The sequence below is a fragment of the Acidovorax sp. GBBC 1281 genome (assembly GCF_028473645.1).
GTDB lineage: Bacteria > Pseudomonadota > Gammaproteobacteria > Burkholderiales > Burkholderiaceae_C > Paracidovorax.
In genome coordinates this window covers 3,289,403-3,313,712 of record NZ_CP097269.1, presented here as the reverse complement: position 1 = coordinate 3,313,712, position 24,310 = coordinate 3,289,403, and the positions used below count along the sequence as shown (strand labels likewise).

Annotated in this window: 26 protein-coding genes; 8 read left to right on the top strand and 18 right to left on the bottom strand. The window is 72.4% G+C overall.

Annotated elements, in window-relative coordinates; all coding sequences use genetic code 11:
* Positions 1-4 precede the first annotated feature (4 nt).
* Positions 5-250 (bottom strand): hypothetical protein, encoded by a 246-nt coding sequence (locus tag M5C96_RS15480; protein ID WP_272564034.1) that lies wholly within the window; start codon positions 248-250, stop codon positions 5-7.
* 80 nt (positions 251-330) lie between these two features.
* On the opposite strand from M5C96_RS15480, the gene ylqF reads away from it, so the two are divergent.
* A complete protein-coding gene (gene ylqF / locus M5C96_RS15475) occupies positions 331-1,347 on the top strand; it encodes a ribosome biogenesis GTPase YlqF (protein ID WP_272564033.1) in 1,017 nt (338 codons plus the stop codon).
* An 82-nt stretch (positions 1,348-1,429) separates the two neighbouring features.
* On the opposite strand, the gene M5C96_RS15470 is transcribed toward ylqF, so the two are convergent.
* Positions 1,430-3,106, bottom strand: coding sequence for a hypothetical protein (locus M5C96_RS15470; protein WP_272564032.1), 1,677 nt, complete (start codon positions 3,104-3,106; stop codon positions 1,430-1,432).
* Positions 3,107-3,316: 210 nt separating this feature from the next.
* Between M5C96_RS15470 and M5C96_RS15465 the strand changes: the two genes are divergently transcribed.
* Positions 3,317-4,249: a succinylglutamate desuccinylase/aspartoacylase domain-containing protein gene (locus M5C96_RS15465; protein ID WP_272564031.1), complete on the top strand. Its 933-nt coding sequence runs from the start codon at positions 3,317-3,319 to the stop codon at positions 4,247-4,249.
* An 80-nt stretch (positions 4,250-4,329) separates the two neighbouring features.
* Here M5C96_RS15465 and M5C96_RS15460 read toward each other — a convergent pair whose 3' ends face one another.
* The 3 genes from M5C96_RS15460 to M5C96_RS15450 form a co-directional block, all read right to left on the bottom strand.
* On the bottom strand, positions 4,330-4,587 hold the full coding sequence (locus M5C96_RS15460; protein WP_272564030.1) for a hypothetical protein: 258 nt from the start codon (positions 4,585-4,587) through the stop codon (positions 4,330-4,332).
* Between the two features lie 135 nt (positions 4,588-4,722).
* Positions 4,723-5,967, bottom strand: coding sequence for an MFS transporter (locus M5C96_RS15455; protein ID WP_442867315.1), 1,245 nt, complete (start codon positions 5,965-5,967; stop codon positions 4,723-4,725).
* A gap of 66 nt (positions 5,968-6,033) precedes the next feature.
* Positions 6,034-6,570, bottom strand: a complete 537-nt coding sequence (locus M5C96_RS15450) for a RidA family protein (protein ID WP_272564029.1) — start codon at positions 6,568-6,570, stop codon at positions 6,034-6,036.
* A gap of 113 nt (positions 6,571-6,683) precedes the next feature.
* Between M5C96_RS15450 and soxR the strand changes: the two genes are divergently transcribed.
* Positions 6,684-7,292 (top strand): redox-sensitive transcriptional activator SoxR, encoded by a 609-nt coding sequence (gene soxR / locus M5C96_RS15445; protein ID WP_272564028.1) that lies wholly within the window; start codon positions 6,684-6,686, stop codon positions 7,290-7,292.
* Positions 7,293-7,363: 71 nt separating this feature from the next.
* Here the strand turns inward: soxR and M5C96_RS15440 are convergent, their stop codons facing one another.
* The 4 genes from M5C96_RS15440 to pdxR all read right to left on the bottom strand — a co-directional run bounded on the left by M5C96_RS15440 (position 7,364) and on the right by pdxR (position 10,606).
* On the bottom strand, positions 7,364-7,507 hold the full coding sequence (locus M5C96_RS15440; protein WP_272564027.1) for a hypothetical protein: 144 nt from the start codon (positions 7,505-7,507) through the stop codon (positions 7,364-7,366).
* A gap of 61 nt (positions 7,508-7,568) precedes the next feature.
* Positions 7,569-8,072 carry an MgtC/SapB family protein gene (locus M5C96_RS15435; protein WP_272569737.1) on the bottom strand — a complete coding sequence of 168 codons (504 nt, stop codon included), beginning with the start codon at positions 8,070-8,072 and terminating at the stop codon, positions 7,569-7,571.
* Between the two features lie 183 nt (positions 8,073-8,255).
* Positions 8,256-8,981: a pseudouridine synthase gene (locus tag M5C96_RS15430; RefSeq protein WP_272564026.1), complete on the bottom strand. Its 726-nt coding sequence runs from the start codon at positions 8,979-8,981 to the stop codon at positions 8,256-8,258.
* A 128-nt stretch (positions 8,982-9,109) separates the two neighbouring features.
* Positions 9,110-10,606 carry a MocR-like pyridoxine biosynthesis transcription factor PdxR gene (gene pdxR / locus M5C96_RS15425; RefSeq protein ID WP_272569736.1) on the bottom strand — a complete coding sequence of 499 codons (1,497 nt, stop codon included), beginning with the start codon at positions 10,604-10,606 and terminating at the stop codon, positions 9,110-9,112.
* A gap of 83 nt (positions 10,607-10,689) precedes the next feature.
* Here pdxR and M5C96_RS15420 point away from each other — a divergent pair, with 83 nt between their 5' ends.
* Positions 10,690-11,319 carry an FMN-binding negative transcriptional regulator gene (locus tag M5C96_RS15420; RefSeq protein WP_272564025.1) on the top strand — a complete coding sequence of 210 codons (630 nt, stop codon included), beginning with the start codon at positions 10,690-10,692 and terminating at the stop codon, positions 11,317-11,319.
* Positions 11,320-11,446: 127 nt separating this feature from the next.
* On the top strand, positions 11,447-11,665 hold the full coding sequence (locus M5C96_RS15415; RefSeq protein ID WP_272564024.1) for a hypothetical protein: 219 nt from the start codon (positions 11,447-11,449) through the stop codon (positions 11,663-11,665).
* Between the two features lie 32 nt (positions 11,666-11,697).
* Here the strand turns inward: M5C96_RS15415 and M5C96_RS15410 are convergent, their stop codons facing one another.
* Complete coding sequence (locus M5C96_RS15410; RefSeq protein ID WP_272564023.1) at positions 11,698-12,333, bottom strand: glycine zipper family protein; 636 nt, start codon at positions 12,331-12,333, stop codon at positions 11,698-11,700.
* Between the two features lie 150 nt (positions 12,334-12,483).
* Between M5C96_RS15410 and M5C96_RS15405 the strand changes: the two genes are divergently transcribed.
* A complete protein-coding gene (locus tag M5C96_RS15405; RefSeq protein ID WP_442867314.1) occupies positions 12,484-13,461 on the top strand; it encodes a DHH family phosphoesterase in 978 nt (325 codons plus the stop codon).
* Between the two features lie 12 nt (positions 13,462-13,473).
* On the opposite strand, the gene M5C96_RS15400 is transcribed toward M5C96_RS15405, so the two are convergent.
* From M5C96_RS15400 to M5C96_RS15385, 4 genes are all read right to left on the bottom strand, one after another.
* Positions 13,474-14,742, bottom strand: a complete 1,269-nt coding sequence (locus M5C96_RS15400) for a DUF1501 domain-containing protein (protein WP_272564021.1) — start codon at positions 14,740-14,742, stop codon at positions 13,474-13,476.
* Positions 14,743-14,833: 91 nt separating this feature from the next.
* On the bottom strand, positions 14,834-16,420 hold the full coding sequence (locus M5C96_RS15395; protein WP_272564020.1) for a DUF1800 domain-containing protein: 1,587 nt from the start codon (positions 16,418-16,420) through the stop codon (positions 14,834-14,836).
* A 235-nt stretch (positions 16,421-16,655) separates the two neighbouring features.
* Positions 16,656-17,936: an MFS transporter gene (locus M5C96_RS15390; RefSeq protein ID WP_284428039.1), complete on the bottom strand. Its 1,281-nt coding sequence runs from the start codon at positions 17,934-17,936 to the stop codon at positions 16,656-16,658.
* A gap of 108 nt (positions 17,937-18,044) precedes the next feature.
* Positions 18,045-18,473 (bottom strand): thermonuclease family protein, encoded by a 429-nt coding sequence (locus tag M5C96_RS15385; RefSeq protein WP_272548092.1) that lies wholly within the window; start codon positions 18,471-18,473, stop codon positions 18,045-18,047.
* A 406-nt stretch (positions 18,474-18,879) separates the two neighbouring features.
* Between M5C96_RS15385 and M5C96_RS15380 the strand changes: the two genes are divergently transcribed.
* Entirely contained in the window at positions 18,880-19,605 is a 726-nt protein-coding gene (locus M5C96_RS15380; RefSeq protein WP_272564019.1) for a hypothetical protein, read from the top strand.
* Between the two features lie 63 nt (positions 19,606-19,668).
* Here the strand turns inward: M5C96_RS15380 and M5C96_RS15375 are convergent, their stop codons facing one another.
* The 4 genes from M5C96_RS15375 to M5C96_RS15360 form a co-directional block, all read right to left on the bottom strand.
* Positions 19,669-20,631 (bottom strand): tetratricopeptide repeat protein, encoded by a 963-nt coding sequence (locus M5C96_RS15375; protein WP_272564018.1) that lies wholly within the window; start codon positions 20,629-20,631, stop codon positions 19,669-19,671.
* 138 nt (positions 20,632-20,769) lie between these two features.
* Positions 20,770-21,468: a pseudouridine synthase gene (locus M5C96_RS15370; RefSeq protein WP_442867313.1), complete on the bottom strand. Its 699-nt coding sequence runs from the start codon at positions 21,466-21,468 to the stop codon at positions 20,770-20,772.
* Positions 21,469-21,550: 82 nt separating this feature from the next.
* The gene (locus tag M5C96_RS15365; RefSeq protein WP_272564016.1) at positions 21,551-21,739 is read right to left on the bottom strand and encodes a hypothetical protein; all 189 of its coding nucleotides are present in this window, start codon (positions 21,737-21,739) and stop codon (positions 21,551-21,553) included.
* A gap of 111 nt (positions 21,740-21,850) precedes the next feature.
* On the bottom strand, positions 21,851-22,783 hold the full coding sequence (locus M5C96_RS15360; protein ID WP_272564015.1) for a M23 family metallopeptidase: 933 nt from the start codon (positions 22,781-22,783) through the stop codon (positions 21,851-21,853).
* Positions 22,784-23,069: 286 nt separating this feature from the next.
* Between M5C96_RS15360 and M5C96_RS15355 the strand changes: the two genes are divergently transcribed.
* Positions 23,070-24,299 carry a GGDEF domain-containing protein gene (locus M5C96_RS15355; protein ID WP_272564014.1) on the top strand — a complete coding sequence of 410 codons (1,230 nt, stop codon included), beginning with the start codon at positions 23,070-23,072 and terminating at the stop codon, positions 24,297-24,299.
* The last annotated feature ends 11 nt before the right edge of the window (positions 24,300-24,310 follow it).

Sequence of the window (24,310 nt, the reverse complement as noted above, 5' to 3'; positions counted from 1 at the left end):
CCCCTCAGTAGCGCCGACGGCCCCCATAGCGGCGCATGGCGTAGCGCACGAGGAACGCGCCGCCCAGCACCAGGGCGAACCAGCCCACCAGGGAGGCCTGCCGCATCATGTCCGCCACGCTGGACGACCGCGCCACGTAGGGTGCCAGCAGCACGATGAGGCCGATGAGCGCGCAGGTCACGCCCTTGAACAGCAACTCCTTGTCGTGCTTCTGATCGGGGCGGTGAACGGGGGGGGGGGGAAGGGGCATGTAGGCCAATGCGGAAGGTGAAGACAGGGCCGATTATCCTTGTCGCCCTCGAACCCCCTCAAAAAAGCGAAAGACTCTCCATGGCCATCCAGTGGTTTCCCGGTCACATGCACCTCACGCGCAAGGCGATCGGCGAGCGCATCAAGGACATCGACGTGGTGATCGAACTGCTGGATGCGCGCCTGCCCGGCTCCAGTAGCAACCCGTTGCTGGCCGAGCTGACCGGGCACAAGCCGGCGGTCAAGGTGCTCAATAAGCAGGACGTGGCCGACCCCGCGCGCACGCCGCTGTGGCTCGACTGGTACAACGCCCGGTCGGAGACGCGCGCCATCGCGCTCGATGCCTCCGAGCCCGCGCCGGCGCGGCGCCTCATCGACGCCTGCCACCAGTTGGCGCCGCAGCGCGGCGGCATGGCCAAGCCGATGCGGGTGCTGATCTGCGGCATTCCCAACGTGGGCAAGTCCACGCTCATCAACACGCTCAGCCAGAAAAGCCAGGCCAAGACGGGCGACGAGGCCGGCATCACGAAGCTGGAGCAGCGCATCACGCTGGCCGACGACTTCTACCTGTGGGACACGCCCGGCATGCTGTGGCCGCGCATCACCGTGCCCGAAAGCGGCTTCAAGCTGGCCGCCAGCGGCGCCATCGGCCGCAATGCCTACGATGAGGAAGAGGTGGCGCTGGAACTGATCGGCTACCTCAAGCAGCACTACGTGCCGCTGATGGAGGCGCGCTACAAGCTGGGCCTGCCGGCGGGCGCCGTGGGCAACCTGCAGGACGAAGAGATCCTGGAGGCCGTGGCCCGCAAGCGCGGCGCCATCATGGCGGGTGGGCGCGTCAACCTGCAAAAGGCGGCTGAGCTGGTGATGACGGACTTCCGCACCGCCATCCTGGGCCGCATCACGCTGGAGACGCCCGAGGAGTTCGAGGTCTGGCAGGCCGAGGGCGCCCGGCAGGAGGCCCTGCGTGCCGCCAAGAAGGAAGCCCGGGGCCGCAACAAGCGCGGCAGCCGGGGTGGCGACGATGGCAATGGCCCGGACGATTCGCAGGCGCCGGAGAGCGACGGCGATGGGGGCGGGGACGGCGGCGGGGATTGAAGCCCGGGACTGCCGGTTTTGAGTCAAAACGGGCCCATGCCCTAGTATCGATTGCCTGTATTGCTATTAAATATATAGCAAATCAGGCGATATCACCGCTCTGCGCCGTACCCCCGTGCGCCGCATGCAGGCGCTGCTCCAGCACCGTGAACCAGCGCAGCAGGCGCGCCGCATGGTCCACGGCGTGGCGCGGCAGCGGTTGGCGAGGGTCGGACTGCCGCTGGGCGCAGGTGATGCGCACCACCGGCGGCGCGCCGGGGGCGGCGGCCTCGATCTCCAGCTGGTAGGCGGCGTGCGCGTCGTCTGGCGCGTCGCCCGGCGCCTCGGTGCCGTTGCGCCAGCTCAGCTTGAGGGCCAGGCCCCAGGGCTCGCCCTGGTACATGCAGGGCTGGCGCACGCCGACCCACACGTCGCCCTCCCACCAGCCGTTGCGCTCGGTGCCCCACCAGTCGTTGTATTGATCGGTGAACACCGGCAACTGCGCCAGTGTCTCGATGCGCTCGGGGGACAACGCCGCCTCCAGCCGCCGCCACACGGGGTGGCCGGCGCGTGACTGGGCCGCGGCCCGGCGGGCGTGGTCGAGCACGCCGTGCCATGCGCGCAGGCAGGCCTGCAGCGCGGCGGGGTCCCCATCCTCGGCCAGCGGTTCCCAGGGGCCGGGCACGCCTGCGGCATAGCGCCGGTGCATGACGGCCAGGCCGTCGCTGCGGGGTGGTGGCGGCGCGGCGCGCAAAGGGGCTGTCAGCCGCTGCCACCAGCCCTGGCGTGCGGTGCCATCGTCGATGGACAGGTGAAAGTCCCAGGTCTTCCAGACGGTCATGAACAGGCCGTCGCCGTAGGTGTCGCCATCGTCGTCCACGTGCTGGCGGCACAGCAGGAAGTCGGTCTGGCCGAACCAGCCGGTGGCTTTCTTGTGGGCGGCATCGAGCAGGCGGGAGCGCAGCAGCTGGCGAAGGTGGTTGGCGTGCATGGCGCTGCCCGGGCACAGCGCGGTGTCGCTCGCCAGGTCGGCGGCGATGGCGTCGGGGCTGCGCAGCACGGGCCGGCCGGCTTGCAGGGCGGCCCCCACGGCGGCGCGGTCGGGCAGGGCGCCCAGGCGGCCGTCCTCGCCTACGGCCAGGCCGTGCAGGCACGCCGGATCGAAGACGGCGGCCAGCGGCTCCGCAGAGAATGCCGCCAGGTCGTGGCCGCCGAACGGGGCGCCGAAGGGGTAGGCCACCCGGTCCTCGCCGCCCGTGCGCAGGCCGTAGCCGCCGGTGAACAGCGCCACCTGTGCGCCGAGCGAGCCGCCGATCTCCAGGCCGGGCCCGGTTGCACCCGCCTCGGCCGGATCGGCACCGCCGCCCCACAGCAGCCCGTCCACCTGCAGGTCGCCGGTAATGACCACCGGCATGCCTTCCAGCACCGCATGCCCCCAATGCGCGTCACCGCACACCACCAGGGCCGGTGCGGACATGCCCGGTGCGGGGGCGGTGACGGCGCCCGCCACGTGCAGGCCGCCCTGCACCAGCAGCAGGGCGGGCGCGGGGGCGCCGGCAGGCAGGGCAAAGGCATCCGCCAACGTGCCGGGCGGCCACTGCGCAGTCCCGTCCCAGGCCAGTTCGGGCAGCGACAGCGGGCCTTCCACGCAGCACACCCGGCTGGTGTCCGCGAGCGGCGGGGCTGTGCCGCGCGCCCTGGCCAATGCCTCGCGCCAGCCGCCGGGCCAGCGCGCATGCGCTTGCGCGAGCGGGAGCCACGTGATGGAGGGCGGGGTCATGGGCAGGGGGTGGGTTGCGCGGACCGCCCCCAAGGGCGGGGGCCGGTGCCGGCGATCGTACAAGAGCCCCATTCCGGTGTCCGGCATGGCGTGACGGGGACTGCGCCGGGCCCTGCAAAGGCCGCGCGGTGCGGCTACGATGGTCGGCTTCCCCACCACCTTCACCCTGGACGGGCCGCCGCAGCCGATGGCGCCCTCCGCCGCACCGCAATGACCCTTACCCCGCCCCTGTTCGAAGTCCTGCCCCGCGACCTGTCCGCCTACCGCGAGGGCAACACCGGCATCCCCTACGTGCACCGTTTCGCCTCGGGCCAGCCCGGGCCGCACGTGCTCATCAATGCGCTCACGCATGGCAACGAGATCTGCGGCATGGTGGCCGCCACGCACCTGCTGGACAGCGGCGTGCGCCCGTTGAAGGGCACGCTCACCATCAGCTTCGCCAACGTGCAGGCCTACGAGTCGTTCGACGAAAGCCGGCCGTTCGACAGCCGCCAGATCGACCACAACCTCAACCGCGTGTGGTCGGCCGCCGAGCTGGACGGCAGCCTGGACAGCATCGAGATGCGCCGCGCGCGCGAGCTGCGCCCCGTGGTGGCCGCGGCCGATCACGTGCTGGACATCCACTCCACCAGCCAGGACGTCGAGCCTTTCTGGGTGTACCCCGCCTATTCGCGCAATACCGAAGTGGCCTGCGCCATCGGCCGGCCGGGCGTGCACCTGCTCATGCCCAGCGGGCTGGGGTCGGGCACGCCGTTGATCCAGCACGGCCGCCTGGGCGAGGCGGGCGGCGCGGGCACCGGGCTGGTGGTCGAATGCGGGCAGCACTTTTTGCGCTCCGCGGGCGAGGTGGCCACCACGGCGGCGCTGGATTTTCTGGGGTACTTCGGGCTCATCGAGCGCGATCGGCCTGCGCCCGGTCCGCAACGCCGCTACGAGCTGCTCCAAACCTGCATGGTGACGACGCCGGAGTTCCGCTTCACGCGGCCGCTGGTGGGGTTTGAGGTGTTTGCCGAGGGCGAGCTGATCGCCACCGACGGTGCGCAGGAGATCCGCGCGCTGTGCGACGGCTGCACCGTGATGATGCCCACGCGCGCGCCCATCGTGGGCCGCGAGGCGGTGTACCTCACCCGCCCCGTGCCCTGAGTCTGAAGTTGCTAATGGCGTGCAGCGGCGGCGGGGGCGGCCGCCGCTGCAGCGGTTGGGTCATGAAATGGCGGGGGAGGTCAGGCGCTGGCCGGGGCCACGTGGTCTTCCTGTTCCGCCTGGCCGCCCTTGGGCAGGATCTTGCCGTCCTGCACGTAGAGCTCGTACTGGTCGCGCGGCATGGCGGCCAGGCCGGCGGCATCGTTGTCCGCCGTCCAGCTCAGTGTCACGCTGTCGGGGGCGTGGGCGAGTTCGACAGGGCCCTCGGGAATGGCGATCGGCATGCCGTCGCCTTCGCGGTACGTGACTTCTCCGCGGATGGTGGCGTGTTGCTTCATGGGATGGTCCTCCTCGGGGTTGCGGGGGCTGCACGGAACCCGCGCAGCTGAAACCCATTACATGGCAGGCGCCAGGGCCGGCGTGTCGGACCCGTTCCCGAATTGCTGCGGTGCAAGAATCGCGGCCCGAAGGCGTCAGGCCGGCGGCGCGGCCGGAGCCGGCGCACCCCGCGCCAGCCGGGCGTCGTGCACCATCGCCAGGGCGTTGAGCCCCGCCACCCCCACACCGGCCAGGCACGCGGCGCTCCACCCGCCGCGCTGCCAGGCGGCGGAGCCGAGCGCCGAGCCCAGCGCCGCCCCGGTGAAGTAGGTGGTCATGTAGACCGCGTTCAGGCGCGAACGGGCCTCGGGGGCCAACTGGTAGATCACGTTCTGGTTGCTGATGTGCACGCCCTGCAGCGCCAGGTCGATCGCCAGCATGCCCACCAGGAACCACACGATGGACGTGCCCCCCAGCCACAGCGCCGCCCAGCTGGCCAGCACCAGCAGCACTGACACGCGGGTGGTGAGCTGCTCGCGCCCCTGGTCCGCCAGTCGGCCGGCCACGTTGGCCATCAGCGCCCCGGCCACGCCCGCCAGGCCGACCAGCCCGATCTGCGCATCGCCCATGCGGTGGGCGGGGCCGGCCAGCATCAGGGCCATGGTGGAGAACAGCACGCTCACCGAGGCGAACGACAGCCCGCCCAGCAGCGCCCGGCTACGCAGCCGCGGGTGCCGCCGCGCGAGCGTGCCCAGCGAGCGCAGCACCTGCCCGTAGCTCGGCGGGTGGGGGTTGCGCAGCGTGGGCAGGGCGAACCACAGCGCCGCGGCCACCACCAGCAGGGCCACGCCGCCCACGCGATAGACCAGGTTCCAGCCGCCCAGGCCCGACAGCAGGCCGGCTACGCTGCGCGCCGCCAGAATGCCGGTGAGCAGCCCGCTCATCACCAGGCCCACGGCCTGCCCGCTGCGCCCGGGCGCGGCCAGCGCGGCCGCCATGGGCACCAGCACCTGGGCGGCCACAGAGAACAGCCCGGTCATGAGCGTGCCCAGCGCCAGCAGCGCGAAGCGGTCGGCAAACCCGCTCAGGAACAGCCCCGCCGCCGCCAGCACCATGAGCGTGGCGATCAGCCGCCGCCGCTCCAGCTTGTCGCCCAGCGGCACCAGCAGCAGCAAGCCGACCGCGTAGGCCACCTGCGCGAAGGTGACGGTCAGCGCGGCCGTGCCTTCGGACACTTGCAGTTGCACGGCGATGGAGTGCAGCAGCGGCTGGTTGAAATAGTTGGCGCCCGCGCAGAGGCCGCAGGCCACCGCCATCAGCAGCAGCACGGGGGTGGACAGGCCCGCCGACGTGTCGGGGCGGGAGGAGGATGGGGCGGCGGGCAGGGTGTGGGGTGGCATGCGGTGCGGGATTCTCGGTGGCGGGTGCAAAGGTGATGGGATGGAGTGGCTGGAAGGGGCGGCCGGTCAGTCGGCAGGCACGTAGGCGAGGGCGTCGATCTCGAACAGCATGCCGTCGAGCGCCAGGCGCGGCACGGGGATCAAGGTGCAGGCGGGCGCCGGGGCGTCGGCCCACGCCGCCATCAGGGCCTGGCCGAAGGTCTGCAGCCGCTGCTCGCTGTGGTCCACGATGAGCACGGTGAGCTTGGCCACATCCCGGGGCCGCGCGCCGGCCGCGGCGAGCGCGGTGCCGAGGTTGGCCAGGGCCTGGGCGACCTGCTGCGCGAAACCATCGGCCAGCCGGCCCTGCGCATCTTCACCGCCCTGGCCGGCCACGTGCACCGTGCGCGCCGCGCCTTGCGCCACGGCCAGGTGCGAATAGCCATTGGGGCGCGGGTCGTACAGACCGTCCGGGTTGAGGAAGGACAGGGCGAGCGGGGCGGCGCGCTGGCTGCCGGGTGGCGGAACGTACGCGGCAGCGGCCGGGCCGTGGGGCTGCAGCGTGGGTGAGGAGGGGGTGGCGGCGGACGGAGCGGTTGGGGCAGGCGCGGTGGCGAGGGACATGGACCGGTGGGATGAAGTGGAAAGTGGGCAGTATCGAACCTCAACTAAACTTGAGGTCAACCCTGTGCGACTTTTCGACTTTTGCCGTTGCCGCTTCGCTCCCGACACTTGCCATGCCACCAGCCCACTCTGCCCGTCCGCCCCGAGCCACGCCCCCACCGGTATCCCCGGCCGAGCCCGGCCCCACCCCCGAACTGACGGTCGGCGAAGTCGCCGCGCGCAGCGGACTGGCGGTGTCGGCGCTGCATTTCTACGAATCCAAGGGGCTCATTGCCAGCGTGCGCAGCACGGGCAACCAGCGGCGCTATCCGCGATCGGTGCTGCGGCGCGTGGCGGTCATCAAGGTGGCCCAGCGCATGGGCGTGCCGCTGTCCGGCATTGCCGAAGCCTTGCAGGCATTGCCGCAGGGGCGCACGCCGACTGCGGCGGACTGGCGGCGCATGTCCGCGGCGTGGAAGAGCGATCTGGAAGACCGCATCCGCATGCTGACGCAGTTGCGGGACCAGCTCGATGGTTGCATCGGCTGCGGTTGCCTGTCGCTCAAGGACTGCCCGCTGCGCAACGCGCAGGACCTGTTGGCCCAGGCCGGCCCGGGGCCGCACTTCGAGGCGGCCGCGGCCCCTGCGGCTGTCGTTGCGGCGGCCGCCGCACCCGAGGCACCCGCCATGCCGCAGTGGATCTGGCCTGCGCCCAAGAAGAAAAAACAGCGGCCTGCGCTGTGAAACCAGGGCAGGCCGCTGTGGGTGGGCCGGGCGGCAGGGCCCGGCTCCGCTGGGGCCGTGGCCCGTTGACGTTACTTGTTCTTCAGTTTGCCGCGCGGCATCACCGCGGTGATGGGGGCCATGGGGCGGTCGGAACCGCTTCCTTCCTTGGGGGGCGAAGTGTCCTTCTTGGGTTTCTTCGCCATCTTGTTGCTGCGCTGTTCGCCTTTGGCCATGGAGTGCTCCGTTGCGGGTCGCCGGATGGGACCGTGGCGCGATGGTACACGCCGAAGGCCGCTACTTGGTGTCCGGGTGGCTGTCGCGTTCCGTCAGGCGCTGCAGCAGCGGCACGGCGCTGAAGATCGCCAGCGCCAGCAGCGTGCTGAGCACCGCCGTGGCCTCCAGACCCAGGCCGGCCGCCACGCCGATGGCGGCGGTGAGCCAGATGCCGGCAGCCGTCGTCAGGCCCTTGACCTGGCTCTCGCCGTCGCCCTTGAGGATGGTGCCCGCGCCCAGGAAGCCCACGCCGGCCACGATGCCCTGCAGCACGCGGCTGTTGTCCCCCGCGCTGATGCCGGCCTGCTGCGCCACCAGCACGAACATCGCCGCGCCCATCGACACCAGCATGTGGGTGCGCACGCCGGCCGCCTTGCCCTTGTTCTCGCGCTCCCAGCCCAGCAGGCCGCCCAGCAGGCCCGCGATGCCCAGGCGCACCACGATGCGCGTGGCTTGGCCCAGGTCGGTGAGGTCGGAGAATTCGGCAGCCACGGTGGTGGCGATCTGGTCCCACCAGCCCATCATCGACGGGCTCCGCACGGCAGGGTGGACAGGGGGCGGGTCTGGGTCATCCGGAAATACCTCATGAAAATGAAAGGACGGGGTGCGGGGGCGCGCCACCGCCGACCAATGTCGGCGCCGCACCGGGCCCCTGCCAGCAGCCACGGGCGATACCGCAGGTAGGACGCGGCCGGTGACAACGGGCGCTCATCCGGCAGATCGCCAGGGCAGGGCGAGCACGCGCTGCTGCCAGTCGAGCGCATCGCCAGCGGGGTGCGGACCCGTGGCGGCGGTCGGGGGGCTGACCGCCCACGGGTCGGGCAGCCCACTGTCCAGGGCCAGCCATTCGCCCGTCACCGGGTGCGCCAGGCCCAGGTGCCAGGCGTGCAGCCACAGCCGCTGGCGGCCCAGGCGTTCGGCCCACCAGCGGTTGAGCGGGCCCTTGCCGTGCGTGGCATCGCCCAGGATGGGGTGCGCCAGGTGCTTGAGGTGGCGGCGGATCTGGTGGCGCCGCCCGGTGGTGGGCAGGGCCTCCACCAGCGACGCTCGCGTGCCGGGAAAGCGCGGGTCGGCGGCCTCGGGCAGTTCCAGCCGGGCCAGGCAGCGCAGCGTGGTGTGGGCGTCCTGCACGGGGGCGTCGGGCGGGGCGTCGTCGGGGCGCAGGGCGTGGTCCACCTCGGCCGCATCGGGCATCCAGCCGCGCACCAGGGCGAGGTAGCGCTTGCGCACCGCGTGGTGCTCGAAGGCCTGCGACAGCGTGCGCGCCGCGGCCGGGTGCAGCGCCATCACCAGCACGCCGCAGGTGCCCTTGTCCAGCCGGTGCACCGGGTACACGTGCTGCCCAAGCTGGTCGCGCAGCGCCTGCATGACGAAGCGGGTTTCGCCCGCGTCCAGCCCCGTGCGGTGAACGAGCCAGCCGGCGGGCTTGTACACGGCGACGAGGTGCTCGTCGCGCCAGAGAATGTGCAGGGGGGGGCATGCAGTGAATGCGGAAAAAGGGAATGGGGCCGGGGCGGGGTCGGCGGGCAGGATAACCGCACCCTCCGCTTCTCGGCCGGCCCTCAATGCGGCGGCACCGGGGCGGGCGCCCCCGCGACCCAGGCGGCAACGATGCGCCCCAGGATCCGGATGCCCTGCTCGATCTGCTCCACCGTGAGGCTCGCATACCCCAGCACCCACCCGCCGGGCCGCGCCGGCCCGCCGCGCTGCGCGTCGGCGAACAGCGGCGACACGGGGTAGATGCCCACGCCCTGCGCGCGCGCGGCCTCGGCCAGGGCCGGCTCGTCCTGCGGCCGAACGAACGGCAGCCACAGCACGCCGTGCAGTCCCGCGGCCGTGCCCGCCAGCTCCGCAGTGGGCGGCAGATGGCGGGCGATGGCATCGGCCAGCGCGGCGCGGCGGCGTTCGTGCTCGCGCCGGGTGCGCCGCACGTGGCGCTCGTACGCGCCGCTGTCGATCAGCGCGGCCAGCGTGCGCTGCTCCAGCACCGGCGCATGCCGGTCGGCCATGCGCTTGGCCTGGCGGAACACCGCCACCAGGGCCGTCGGCAGCACGAGGTAGCCCAGGCGAAGCTGCGGCGACAGCGCCTTGGAGAAGGTGCCCATGTAGATCACGCGGCCATCGGGGTCGATGGACTGCAGCGCGTCGATGGGGCGCTGGCCGTAGCGGAATTCGCCGTCGTAGTCGTCCTCGACGATCCACGCGCGGTGGCGCTGCGCCCATTGCAGCAGCGCCATGCGCCGGCCGATGGGCAGCACGCCGCCCAGGGGAAACTGGTGCGAAGGGGTCACATAGGCCAGGCGCACGCGGCCGTCCTCGGGCAGCTGCGCGGTGTCCAGGCCGTGCGCATCCACGGGCACGGCCCGCAGGCCTGCGCCCGTGGCCTCGAAGCACCGGCGCGCCATGAGGTAGCCGGGCTCTTCGAACGCGAAGGCGTCGCCCGCGTCCAGCAGCAGGCGCGCGCACAGGTCGATGCCCTGCTGGGAGCCGTGCACCACCAGGATCTGCGCGGTATCGCAGGCCAGCCCGCGTGCGCGCCGCAGATAGCCCTGGATGGCGCGGCGCAGGGCGGCATCGCCTTCGGGCGGGATGTAGCGCAGGCTGTGCTGGTGGCGCAGCAGTTCGGCCTGGTAGGCGCGGCGCCAGGCCAGCGCCGGGAAGTCGCGCGAGGCCACCGCGCCGTACAGGAAATCGATGCGCGCGGGCTCCGCAGCGGGCAGCGCGGGCAGGTCCATGCCGGCCAGGCGCTGTCCGAAGGCGGACAACGCCGGGGCGAGCGGGCCCCCGCCGCCCGGGTCGGCCCGGGGCCGGGCGACGGCGGCGGGCGCCAGGGCGACGCGGGCCGCCCGCCCCGGGGCGGTGACCAGAAAGCCCTCCGCCGCCAGCTGCTCGTAGGCCGCGGTGACCGTGGTGCGCGACACCCCCAGGTCCGTGGCCAGGGCCCGGGTGGACGGGGCCCGTGCGCCGGCGGCCAGCGTGCCGTCGGCGATCTGCGCGCGCAGCAGGTCGTAGATGCGGCGGCCGGTGCCGGGCGGGGCAGGGGGGTGGAACTGGTCCATTGAAATGGTGAAGAACTGGCTCTTCGGATTGTGCCGGTTCTGCATGACAGTCTCGTGCACCGCATTCCGACCGAGCCCCACCCATGTACATCCCACCGCATTTCGCCGAAAACCGGCCCGAAGCCCTGCAGCGCCTCCTGCGCGAGCACCCCCTGGGCACCCTGGTCACCCACGGCGACGGGGGCTTGGACGCCGACCACCTGCCGTTCGAGTTCGACCCGGAGGTGGGCCCGTTCGGCCGGCTGTCGGCCCATGTGGCCCGCGCCAATCCGCTGTGGCAGCGCTGCCCCACGGGCACGCCGGTCATGGTGGTGTTCCACGGCCCCCAGTCCTATATCTCGCCCAACTGGTATCCGAGCAAGCACGAGTCGCACCGCCTGGTGCCGACCTGGAACTACGAGGTGGTGCACGCACACGGCGTGCTGACCGTGCACGACGACGAGCGCTTCGTGCGCCGCCTCGTGGCGCGCCTGACGCGCCAGCACGAGGCCGCCGAGCCCCGGCCCTGGAAGATGGGCGATTCGTCGCCCGAATTCATCAACGGCCTGCTGCAGCACATCGTGGGCATCGAGATCGCGCTCACCGCGCTGGTGGGCAAGTCCAAGCTGAGCCAGAACCGCGAGGCGCGCGACATCGCCGGCGCCGCCGACGCGCTGCAGTCGCGCGGCCAGGGCGACCTGGCCGGGAGGATGCGCCCGCTGCCCGCCCCCTGACGCGCAGCGTGGCCGCGAGCGCCCCCGGCCGCTTGACCTGGGCGCTCATGGCACCATGTGGTCAATACCACCCCGGGCATTTCGTCCCGGGGGTGCCCGCATGGCCCTGCCCAGGAATCGGATTGCAATGAAGACCATCGACGAGATGCTGAACCTTGACCTGCTGACCCACGAGCAGCATTTCCAGATCAGTGCATGGATCGCGCGCTCCAGCTCGCCGGAGGACATCCTGCAGATGCCCGCGCCGTTGTGGCAGGCGGTGGAACGCGCCAGCCAGACCATGGGAGTCAACGAAGACCTGCTGCGCCCTCCGGCGCTGGATGCCGGAAACGCCGCGCTTCCCTGACGTGCCGCGGGCCCTTGGCTGCCGGCCGCGCCTCAGCGCAGCACCCGGCACTGGCCGAATTCGCAGCGGATCGCCAGGGCGTCGCCGTTGCTGCAGGGCACGGTGTAGGTCTCGAAACCCGGCCCCTTGGCGGCCAGCCAGGCCATGGGCGTGGCGGTGCAGGACTGGTCGCGTGCGAGGCGCTCGGCGTTGAACGTGTCGGTGCCGATGGCGCGGGCGGGCAGGGGCGTGTAGTCGGCGTGTGCCGAGCGGGCGGGCTGGTTGGGCTCCGGCACGGCGGCCACGGCCGGGTAGGTGCTGCCGGCGTATCCGCGCCCGGCCATGCAGTTGGCGACGATGCCCTGGCGCCGCTCCAGCGCCTGCACGCCCTGCGTGGCGCCGAGTGCCCCGCCGATCAGCGCCGAATCCTGCACCGCATTGCGGCTGCCACCCAGCGCCCAGACCACGGTGGCGGCCAGCACGGCGCCGGCCACCAGGCCGTCCACGGTCTCGCTGGCCACCCCGATCTGGCTGGCGTAGCGCTGGCAGTCGGCCAGATCGGCCGCCTGGCGCGCGGGATCGGCGGGATGACCCGCGCTGCCGGGCGCGCCGAGCGAGAGGCTGTCCGCGCCGCGCGTGGCGCAGCCGGCCAGGAACAGGGCCAGGACGCAGAGGGACAGCTTGCGCATCGAAAACTCCTTGCGGATCGGTCGTACACCCGGCAGGGGGCCTGCATGGCACCGGGCGCCGGCCCAGGGGCATTGGACAGCCAAACCGCTCCCGCTGCCAAGCCCCCGCCCCGGGGGCTCCGCGCCAGTGCCCAGGCCCAGTGCCCGACAATGCGCCCCATGACGATCCCCACGAAGAAAACCCTCCTGCCCCTGCAACTGCTGGTGCACCCGGACAAGAACGATCCCAACCCCCTGGTCCTGTACCACGGCCGCTGCGCCGACGGCTTCGGTGCCGCGCTGGCCGCCTGGCGCTACTACGGCGGCCAGGCCGAGTGCGTGGGCCTGTCGCACGGGCAGGTGCAGTCGGTGGACGACCTGCCCGCGCTCGAAGGCCGGGCGGTGTACATCCTCGACTTCTCTTTCACGCCCGAGATATTGACCGCCATCGACGAGCGGGCTGCCAAGCTGGTCATGCTGGACCACCATAAGAGCGCTGCCGAAAAGCTCACCGGCTTTGCCTGCCGCTGCGGCGTGGTGCACTTCGACATGGACAAGTCGGGCGCGCGGCTGGCGTGGGAGTTCTTCTACCCCGACACCCCGCTGCCCGACCTGGTGCGCTACGTGGAAGACCGCGACATCTGGGCCTGGGCCTACCCCGAGAGCGCCGGCTACCTGGCCGCGCTGGACATGGAGCCGTTCGATTTCGCCCGCTGGGAAGAGATCGCTCAATTCACGCCCGGGCAGTCCGCCGCCTTCGTGGCACGCGGCAACGCCATGGACGAGAAATTTCGCCACCTCGCCGCCGACGTGGCGGGCGGCGCGCAGCCGATCACGTTCAACGGCAAACAGGGCCTCATGGTGAATGCCCCGGGCGCCTTCCACAGCCTGATCGGCGAGATGCTGTCCAAGCAGTGCGGCACGTTCGCGCTGATGTGGATCGTCAGCAAGGAGGGCAAGGTGAAGGTGGGCCTGCGTTCGCAGCGCAACTTCGACTGCTCGGTGCTGGCCGAGAGCATGGGCGGCGGCGGCCATGCGCAGGCCTGCGGGTTCCGCATGGGGGCGGAGCGCCTGCCCGAACTGCTGAGCGGCGTGTTCGATGCAGCGGCGTCCCCCGCTCCGGCGGCCGGGGCCGGCACGGCCGCCTGAGCCGGCCTGGCCTCAGGCCAGCTTGAAGTCGCGCGGCCGGGTCTGCGGGAACACGCGGGCCAGGGCCGCGGGCGACAGCCCGTAGGTGCGGGCGAACAGGCCGCCCAGCACGGCACGGTAGTCGTTCAGCACCGGGTAGTCGCGGTTTTGGAACAGGGTGGTGGCCGTCAGCGCCTGCTGCTCGCCCGCGATGCGCCCGCCCGCGATGCCCCCGCCCAGCACCCACATCACGCTGCCGTGGCCGTGGTCGGTGCCGCGGTTGCCGTTCTCGCGGAAGGTGCGGCCGAACTCGCTGATGGCGACGACCGTGGTGCGGTTCCACGCCGGCCCCATCTCGTCGGCGAAGGCCGCCAGGCCCCGGCCCAGCTCCTCGAAGCGGTTGGCCAGCGCGCCCGTGGCGTTGCCCTGGCCCACGTGCGTGTCCCACCCGCCCACGTCCACGAACCCCAGGTTGTAGCGCGACTGCATCAGCCGGGCCATGCGGCGCGCCGTGCCTTCGAAGCCCTTGGTGCTCAGCGCGTTGCGGCTGGCGGCGTCCATCTCGCCCTGCATGGTGCGCGCCACCTCGTCGCGCGTCTGAAAACCCTCGGCCACGGCGGCGGCCAGCGGCGTGCCGCCGTACATCGAGGCGATCAAGCCTGCCTGCCGGTCGTCGATGCCGGGCTTGGCCGCGCCCGCGGCGCCCAGGGCGGTGTTGGGCACGTCGTAGCCGCCACGCAGCACCAGCGGCAGCGTGTCGGTGAAGGCCATGGGCGACAGGTGGTCGTGCCAGCGCGGCTGCACGCCCAGCTCGGTGGCCAGGCGGTTGAGAAAGCCCGAGCGGTAGTCGCGCCGCCCGCCCACGGGCTGGCCCAGTTCGATGCTGTCCTGCGTGTCGAAATGGCTGCGCGTGAGGTCTTCGGTGCCCGAGAACGGCACGAACGCCACCTGCTTCTTCTCGTACAGCGGCATCAGCGAGCCCGCCAGCGCCGGGTGCAGGCCCCAGTCGGCGGTGAGCGGCAGCGCGCCCCCGGCTTCGCCTGGCTTGGCGATGGCGATGTTGGGCCGCGTCTCGTAGTAGTAGCTGCTGGAGGTGGGCACGAGCAGGCTGGCGCAGTCGTACCCGCCGCGCAGGAAGACCAGCAAAAAGCGTGCGTCCACCGCCTGCGGCGTGGCCGCGAGGCTGGCCTGCAGCACGCCCGGCGCGGCGAGCGCGGCCAGCGCCTGCAGGCACTGGCGGCGGGTGGGGGCGGGGCCGGCCCCGGGAGGGCCGGAGCGGCGGGGGGCGAAGAAGTGCGTCATGGCGAAGCCTTTCAGCGGAACAGCGAAACGGGGTGGGGGCGAGGCGGGCGATGGGCTGCGGGTGGCGGAGCGCGCCGTGCGGCCGGGCCGCTCAGGCGTACATGAACTCCGGCGCGCTGAGCAGGAAGGTGTTCCATTCCAGCGGCGAGGCCGCGCGCGCCAGCGCCACGCGGGTGGCCGGGGCCAGCTGCGGCTCCAGCGCGCGGTAGTACGCGCTCTGGGCCAGCGCCGGGGGCGCCACGCGCGGCGGCGGTGCGCCGTCGGGGCGGTAGAGCGCGGCGGCGCCCGCGCCGGCCAGGGCCCGCGCCACCTCGAAGCGCATGGCCATCTGGCCCGAACTGGTCCACGCGGCCGAATCGAGCGGGTAGCCGTCGGGCGTGGCGCGGCCATACAAGGGCTCGGCCAGGCGCTGCAGCCACGACAGGGCCGGATCGGGGTTGGCCAGCACGCGGTCGGCATAGCCCATGCGCAGGCCGGCCATCACGTACTGCACCGGGTCGCGCAGCCGCTTGCCCAGCGAGGTCTGGAACGGCGCGCTGGCGAACAGCGTCTGCAGCACGGCGGCGATGTGGCCGTCGCTGCGGGTGAACGACTCGGCCATTGCCTCCAGCAGCGCGGGCGGCGGCGCATCGCCCACCAGGTAGGTGGCGAGCTTGCGCGACACGAAGCGCGCCGTGGCCGGGGCGCGGGCCAAGCGGTCGAGCGCCTCGTCCAGCTCGGCCATGCCCTGGCCCTGCAGCGGCTGGCCCAGCAGCTCCTTGGGGCCCCAGTCGTGGCGCTGGGGATGGAATTCGTACAGGCCGTGGCGCACGTACTGGCGCGTCCACTCGGCTTTGAGCTTCGGGGGCGGCTCGCCCAGCGGGCGCAGCGACACGCCGTGGCCGGTGAGCACGCGCGCCATCTCCTGCACGTCGCGCTGGCTGTAGCCGCTGTCCACGCCCAGGGTGTGCAGCTCCATCAGCTCTCGCGCGTAGTTTTCATTGATGCGGTTGGCCGCGTTCTGCGCGTTGTCCAGGTAGCGCAGCATGGCCGGGTGGCGCACGGTGGCGCCGAGCAGGTCCCGAAAGCGTCCCAGCGCGTGCGGGCGGATGGCGCGGTCCTCGTAGTCGCCCACCATGGCGCGGATGTCGGCCTTGCCGGCGAAGACGTTGAAGTGGTTCATCCAGAACCAGGTCATCTTCTCCTGCAGCTGCGCGGGCGAGTACACGGCCCGCAGCACGAAGCGGCGCTCGGCCTCGCGCTGCAGCGCCCGCATGTCGCGCTGGTAGGTCTCCTGCGCGGCCTTGCGCGCATCCTCGTCGGGCAGGTCCTTGATGGCCTGCTGGCGGCCCTGCATGTCGATGGCCAGCACCTCCATGGGGGTGCGGGTGATGGCCATGGCGTCGATCTGGGCCTGGGCTTCGGGCGGCAGGGCCGCGGGGGCGGAACGCAACTGCGCGGCCAGGTAGCCCGCCGTGCCGGCCTCGGCCAGCGCCTGCTGCGAGGCCGCCGTGGCGCCCCACGAAAGGCGGTCCAGCAGGCGCACGCTGCTGGCATCGTCCAGCCCGGGTGGCGCGCCCCCCGGACTGCCGGCGGCCCAGGCACTGCCGCCGGCGGTGGCGAGCGACACGGCGGTCCATCCCAGCCAGTGCCTGCGGGTGAGGGGCAGGGCGGTCGAAGCGGAGGGCGAGGGATTCATGGCAGGGCTCCATGGGGAAAACGGTGCCCATGGTGCAGCGCGGCGCGGGGCGCGGCAAGGGGGGCCGCAGGGGTTTTACGCCCGGGATACAGATGTATCCGCGGCGGCCAAAAAAGCTTCAAGCCAAAACCGCCTGCAGCGCAATATCCACTAGGGCATATTGCTATCGAAATATGAGCGAATGGGCGGGCTGCGGACTTTTTGGTAACCGCTGTCAACCGCCGGCCGTTCAGCGTCAGCGGCGCTGGCGTTCCTCGCTGGCTTCCTCGAAGCGGTCCACATCGCGCAGGGGCTTGAACAGGAGCGTCCAGGCACCCACCACCGCCAGGGTGCACAGCCCGCCCGCCACCGCGGCCGGCACGGCGCCCAGCCACGCGGCGCTGGTGCCGGCGCGGAACTCGCCCAGCTCGTTGGACGAGCCGATGAACAGCATGTTGACCGCGTTCACCCGCCCGCGCATGGCATCGGGCGTGGAAAACTGGACCAGCGCCCCGCGGATGTACACGCTCACCATGTCGGCCGCGCCGGCCACCATCAGGGCCAGGAACGACAGCAGGAACCAGTGCGACAGCGAGAACACCAGGTTGGCCGCGCCGAAGATGGCCACCGCGATGAACATGCGCCACCCCACGTGGCGGTTGAAGGGCCGCATCGTCAGGAACAGCCCCGCGCCCACCTCGCCGATGGCGATGGCGCTGCGCAGCGCGCCCAGGCCCTGCGGTCCCACGTGCAGCACCTCGTGCGCGTAGATGGGCAGCAGCGCCACCACGCCGCCCAGCAGCACGGCGAACAGGTCCAGCGAGATCGTGCCCAGGATGATGGGGCGCGTGCGGATGAAGTGGATGCCCGCGCCGAAGCGGTCCCACATGCGGCCCTGCGTCGGCGAGGGCGGCGCGGCGTACGCCACCGTCACGCGCGACAGCAGCAGCGCGCCCAGCGCGAAGCCCGCGCAGCACACGGGGTAGGTGAGCGAGGCGCCGCCGGTGGCATACAGCAACCCGCCGATCAGCGGCCCGGTGATGCTGGCCAGGCGCATCAGCATGCTGTTGGTGGCCATGGCCTGCGCCAGCTGGGCGCGCGGCACGATCTGCGGCAGCAGGCTTTGCAGCGCCGGTCCCGAGAACGCCCGCGAGCAGCCAAACAGCACCAGCGCCGCATAGATGCCCGCCACGCCCGCCGTGCCGTGCCCCGACAGCCACCACAGCAGCGCACTGCACACCGCGCCCACCGACCAGCTCACGGCCAGGATGTGCCGGCGGCTGGCGCGGTCGATCAGGTCGCCGGCCGGCAGCAGCAGGCACAGCATGGGCAGGAACTGCGCCAGGCCCACATAGGCCAGGGCGATGGGCTCGCGCGTGAGGTCGTACACCTGCCAGGCCACGACCACGGCCTGCACCTGGGTGGCGAACACGGCCACCAGGCGGGCGATCAGGAAGGCGAGGAAGCCGCGGTGCCGGTAGACGCTTTCGGTGGCAGGAACGGGGGGAGCGGGGGAGGCGGTGGGAAGGTCGGGCACGGCGCTGGGGAGGCTGGAGGGTGGCTGGCCGGAGCCTGTCCGGCCAGCGGACGGGCGGGCGCGGCGGGCGGCTCCAACGGTGGGAAGTCAGCGCCGCATGCTACCGGTTTATCCGCGCGGGTGCTGTCGCCGGTAGTCCCAGGGGGCGCGCGGCCGCTTTTGCGACCACAGCCCGGTGTGGCTGGCCTGGGCCTGGCGCTGCAGCGCCGCCAGTTGCGGGTAGGCGGCCGCGCGCGGCGTGTACACCCAGGCGAGCCCGGCGCGCACCTGGGCCGTGGCCGCATCGCCCTGGCCGCAGCGCACGTGCGCCACGGTGCGGCCGTAGGCGTCGCGGGCCACGGTCTGCAGCGTGGCTTTCTGCCGCAGGCACAGGCGCGCGAGGTTCTGGCGGGACGGCGGGCCGAACGCCTGGCGGCGCTCGGGCGCATCGATGGCGGCCAGGCGCACCTGGATCGGGCGGCGGTCGCCGCAGCGGGCGGTGAGGGTGTCGCCGTCGCTGACGGCGACGACCAGGCAGAGCAGGGTGGCGATGGGCACGGGGGATCGGAGCGGGGGAGGGAATGCAATGAAGGCGGGCGCAGGGGCCGTGCCGGCCGCGCACTATAGCCGCACCCCGGAAAGGCGCCGGCCGCGCCTGGCCGCCACTGCCCAAAATGCAGGCACCGGGCTGCAAGCCACTGCCTGCGCCGATCCGGAGGGTTGTCCCTGGGGTTGTCCACAGAACGGCCCACAGAGGGCGGGCATAACTTCGGCATGCGGTGGAGGGACGCTCCCAACGCAGGTGATCAAGGCGAAAAATGCTTCCAGGACAATCAGTACTAGGGCATTTTGCTATCAAAAAAGTAGCGTTTCGCCGGCCAGCCTGAAACCACTGGATACACTGCCGTCCGCATGCGCCGCCGGACCTGGCGGCGCAAGGCGGACATGGCGGCGCAAGGCGGACATGGCACGACACCAAGGACACGAGGGCATGGCAACGGGGCACGACACATCCACATCCACATTCGATTTCGCGCGGGCGGCGTGCCGCCGTGGCTGGGTCCTGGCGGCCGGCATCGCGCTGGCGGGTCTGGGCGCGCTGGGTGGGGCGTCGCTGCCCGCCCAGGCCAGCAGCGGACCTCAGCCCTGGGGCCAGCGCCTGGTGGAAACCCAGGAACTGCCGGCCGAAGCGCTCGCGAAGTTCGCGCTGTTCCAGGACCGGAAAGACACCGCCGATTCGGCCCGCTCCGCAGGCGCACCGCCCCAGACCCAGGCCTGGACGGGCGAGGAGATGGTGCTGCCCCGCAGCGGCAACCCCTACACGCTGGTGGTGCGAGTCTCGGGCGTGGCGCTGGCCGACGGGGATGTCGGCGCGCGCTGGATGGCGGGCTGGTCCATCCATGGCGCACCGCGCGTGGGTGCCGTGCCCCAGGTCGCCGCGCGGGGCGTGCGCGCCGGCCAGGTCGTGGAGATGGCCGGCGCCGCGGCGCCCTTGAGCTTCAAGGAAGACCGCACGGTCCCGCCAGTGCTGGAGTTCGCAGGGGTGAGCAACCTGCGCATGGACCGGGTGCGGCTGGAGGTGTGGTCGGGTATGCGCTCGTCCAACCCGGTGGAACGGCTCATGCCGTGGATGCCCCTTCTCACCGGGGCCGTGTTTCTCGGCCTGATGCTGTGGTGGCGCCGCCGTTGAGCGGGCGGTGGGACAGCGACGGTGGGGCGGCACCGCCGGGCCTTGGGGGCCGCGCGCGTCCAGTCACAGGTCCAGCGGCTGCCCGGGTCTCCACGCATCGGCGCGCCGCCGTGCTTCGGCGATATCGACCGGGCCCATCCTGCGGGCCAGCAACTGAAGGTGCACGGCCCCGTAGCGGGGCAGGGTGAGCGGGTCTTCCGGGTTGCCGCGGCCCAGGCGGTCGGCCAGTTCCAGCAGCATGTAGGCGGCAACGGGCCGCTGGGCCACGGTGGCCGCGCCGTTGGCATAGAGATCGCCCAGCCGGTACAGCCCGGCCGCATCGCCCTGGCGCGCCGCGCGCAGGTACCAGTTCTCGGTCAGCGACATCTGGCGGGGTTCTCCGCCACGGCCCTCCTGGTAGATGGCGCCCAGCCGCACCGCCGCCAGGCTGGAGCCCTGGTGGGCGGCCCGGGTCAGCCACTGCATGGACTCGGCATGGTCCCTGGGGATGCCGTTGCCCTCGTCCAGCATGGCCGACAGCAGCACCATGGCCCGCAGGTGCCCTTGCTGGGCCATGGCCCGCACGGTGGGCAGAACGTCCAGGCCCTGGCCGCGGCGCCACTGGGTCTCAGCCGCACCGAGCCGGGCCAGTTGTTCCATGCCTTCCCGCTGCGCCGCGATCTGCAGGGCGCGCGCATCGCTTTCGGCGCGGGCGATGCGTTCGGCGGCCTGGGCCTTGTCGTGGTTCCACTTCCAGCCCATCAGCGCCATCAGCACCACCACGCCGCCCGCCAGGACAATCAGGGTCCAGGGCTTGTCGCCGGGGGCGGCGGCCGGCCGGGCGCGGGCGCCCTCGGGCTTTTGCCGCGCCGCCACGCTGGTGGGGAGCACCTTGTCGTAGGCCACCTCGCACCGGGGGCATTGCCAGGCCGGTGCGGTATCGGTGGCCTGGCGGGTGTGGCTGCAGCGCGGGCACACGCGCGCGGCAGCGGCGCGGGCGGCCTCGGGCGTCTCCACGGGTTCGAGCGAAAGATCAGCGGCGTTCACGGTTCCATTCCTTTTTGGGGAGCGATTGTGCTGCGCCTGCCCGGCCCGAAGCGTCAGCGGCTCGAATATTCGGAAAAAAGGCCGCCAGCACAATGAAATCTAGGGCGTATTGCTATCAATTAAGTAGCAATTTATGCGCTATCCCTCAGGCTCTGCGGGCACCGTCGTCGCCTGCCAGGTCCCGGGCGCCAGCCCGTCCAGCGAATAAGGCCCGATGGCGGCGCGGATCAGCCGCAAGGTGGGCAGGCCGACCGCCGCGGTCATGCGCCGCACCTGGCGGTTGCGGCCTTCCTTGATCGCCAGTTCGATCCAGGCGGTGGGGATGCGCTGGCGCACGCGGATGGGTGGGTCGCGCTCCCACACGGCAAGCGGCGGCTCCATGCGGCGCGCCCGGGCCGGGCGGGTGGGGCCGTCGTTCAGCTGCACGCCGTCGCGCAGCGCGGCCAGGGCGGCTTCGTCGGGTGTGCCCTCCACCTGCACCCAATACGTCTTTTCCATCTTGAAGCGCGGATCGGCGATGCGCGCCTGCAGCGCGCCGTCGCTGGTGAGCAGCAGCAGCCCTTCGCTGTCGGCGTCCAGCCGGCCCGCCACGTACACGCCGGGCAGGTCGATGAAATCCTGCAGCCCGCGCCAGCGCCCCTCGGGTGTGAACTGGCTCAGCACGCCGTAGGGCTTGTGAAAGCGGATGAGGCGGGGCGTGCCGGCGGGGGCAGTGGCTGCTGCCGCCACCGCAGGGGATCGGGCGGAAGGGCGTGCCGCCAGCGGCCGGAGTGGCAGGAGTGGGCGGGATGGGCGCAAGGGGCCAGGATCGCGCGGGGAGCGGGGCGGGGTCGGCATGGGGCGGCAAGCATAGCGCGGTGGGCGTCCCACGCCGTGGTGACCGGCGCGGTACGGCAGAGCGTGCCGCTCGCGCAGGCTTTCAGTCGCTGCCGCCCGCCACGGCGCGCACCCCGGCCGCGCCCACGTCCACCGCTGTGCCCACTACGGTGGCGCCGACCTTCACCGTGGTCGCCACCACCGTCACCGCGGCATCGCCCACGGCCACCACGGCGCAGCCGCTGCACAGCACCGCCATCGCCGCGAGCGCGGCACCCAGAAAAGATCGCATGGAAACCACCCAAAAAGGCCAGGGGATCGAAGGCGGAAATTGTCGCCGCCCGCTCCGCGAAGCGGCCCCTTCTTTACCTGCCCGTGTCGGCCCGGCGCAACGCCCGCCGGCTCAGACGGGCAGGAACAGCGCCGGGTCCACCATCGTGCGGTTGAGCATCACGCCCCAGTGCAGGTGGGGCCCGGTCACGCGGCCGGTGGCGCCCACCGCGCCCAGGCGGTCGCCGGTCTGCAACTGGTCGCCCACCTTGGCGTCGATGGCGCTCAGGTGGGCATAGACGGTGAGCAGCCCGCCGCCATGGTCCAGCCACACGGTGCCGCCGCTGAAGAAATATTCGCCGGTGTCGATCACCCGGCCCGGCAGCGGCGCGACGATGGCCGTGCCCTTGGCTGCAGCGATGTCCATGCCGCTGTGCGGATTGCGCGATTGCCCGTTGAACACCCGCCGCAGCCCGAACGAGCTCGACCGGGGACCCGGCACCGGGACGTGCATGCGCAGGTCGGCCGGCTTGGGCAGCGGTGTGGAAAACGCTGCCGTCACCTGCCGCTGGTGTTCGCGCTCGCGCTCGAAGCGGGCGTTGTCCTCGGCGGAGAGGTCCACGGTGCGCGGCGCGACGCTCAGGTGCTGCTCGCGGTACTTTTTGGGCGCGATGGTGTAGGGCACCTTGCGCGCTGCATCGCCTTCGGTGGCCGAACCCCGCACCACGATCCCGGCGGCCCCCGCCTGGGCCGCCAGCGGGATGCCGACGATGGCCGTCCACTCGATCGCATCGCCCAGCACGAGCACCGGCACGTCGCCCGCGCCTTCGTCCACGTGCGCCACCGGCCGTGTGGCCGCCGGCCCCAGCGACAGGCGCGCCACGCCGCCGGGCACTTGCGACGCGCGGGGCCAGACGGATGGGGAGGGCGCTGGCGAAGGCGCGCTGGCCCGGGGCTTGGCCGCTTGGACGGGGCCCTGCCAGGCCAGCAGGCCCAGCGTGGCCACGAGGGCGGTGCGCCGGCTGGCCTGCAGAGAAAGGGAGGGGGGAGTGCGGTGGTCTGCCATGGCGCGGGCGAAGGGAAGAGGGGATGCCGGCAGTTTAGCGACGGCGCCTGCGCCAGCGCGCGCCAAGCCCTGGCGTGCGCGGACGGCTCCGGAGATACCCTGCCTTGGCCGCGCCAGGGCCGCCGGGCGGCGCCGGCCCCGTTACGATGCCCTGCATGCGCCGCGCATGCCCGTTTCCGCCCTGCCATTCGGTTGCCGTGGGCCCTTGGCCGGGTCCGCTGGCACCGCCGTCAACGGCGCAGGTGCTGCCCTCCGGCTTTCGCCCCTTCAGCTCCTGAATTGCGCCATGCCGCCTGCCGCCCGCCCCCATTCCCCACCGCCCGGCGGATCGCCGGCGCGCCGCGCGGCCGATGGCGTCCTGCCGCCGCCCCCGGGCCTGCGGGGCCGGATCGACCGGGCGCTGTTCGGCCAGAGCAAGCAGGTGCGCATCCGCATGTCGCAGTGCCTGCTGGCGTTCGGCCTGCTGTGCCTGATCGCCCTGGTGCAGCAGGCCGAGGTGATGCTGGGGCTGGTGGACGCCAGGCAGGCCTATCCGCTGACCGCCTTCGCGCTGGGCACCAGCTTCGTCTGCTGCCTGCTCGTGCGCACCGGCCAGGGCCGGCGGCTCGCGCCGCACGATCCGTCGCTCTCCATGCTGCAGTCGGTGCTGGCGGCCACGGCGCTCGGCTGGGCCTATGCCATCACCGGGCCGGCGCGCGGTGCGCTGCTGGGCCTGCTGGCACCGCTGTTCCTGCTGGGGGGCATGTTCCAACTGCGGGCGGGGCAGACGCGCGTGCTCATGGCGTATTGGCTGGTGCTCGTGACCGGGGTCATGCTGTGGCGCACGTCGGGCGAATCGCCGCGCTACGACCCGCGCGTGGAGGTCATCCACTGGGCCTTCTCGCTCATCGTGGTGACGGCGGTGGCCGCGCTGGCCATCCGCATCGGCCGCCTGCGCAGCCGCCTGGCCCGGCAGAAGGCCACCCTCACCGAGGCGCTGGAGCTGAGCCGCAAGCTCGCCGAGCACGATGCGCTGACCGGCCTGCTGAACCGGCGCGCCATGGGCGACCTGCTCACCCTGCACTGGACGGTGGGCGCCGCGGTGCAGCCGCAGGACGGCCGGCCGGGCGAGCCCGCCACGGCGCCGATGGCCATGGCCATGATGGACATCGACCACTTCAAACACGTGAACGACACGCACGGGCATGCGGTGGGCGACGCCGTGCTGCAGCGCTTCGCCGAGATCGCCCAGGCCGGCGTGCGCGGGCGCGACGTGCTCTCGCGCTGGGGCGGGGAAGAGTTCCTGCTGCTCATGCCCGGTACCGGCCAAAGCGGTGCGATGCGCGTGCTGGAGCGGCTGCGCGGCCAGATGGAGCGCGGCGGCTTCGAAGCACTGGCCCCGGGCCTGGCGGTGACGTTCTCCGCCGGCGTGGCCGAGCGCGTGCCCGGCGAGCCCCACGCGGCCACCGTGGAGCGGGCCGACAAGGCGCTCTACCGCGCCAAGCACAACGGCCGCAACCGCTTCGAAGCCGGCTGACCGCCGCAGGC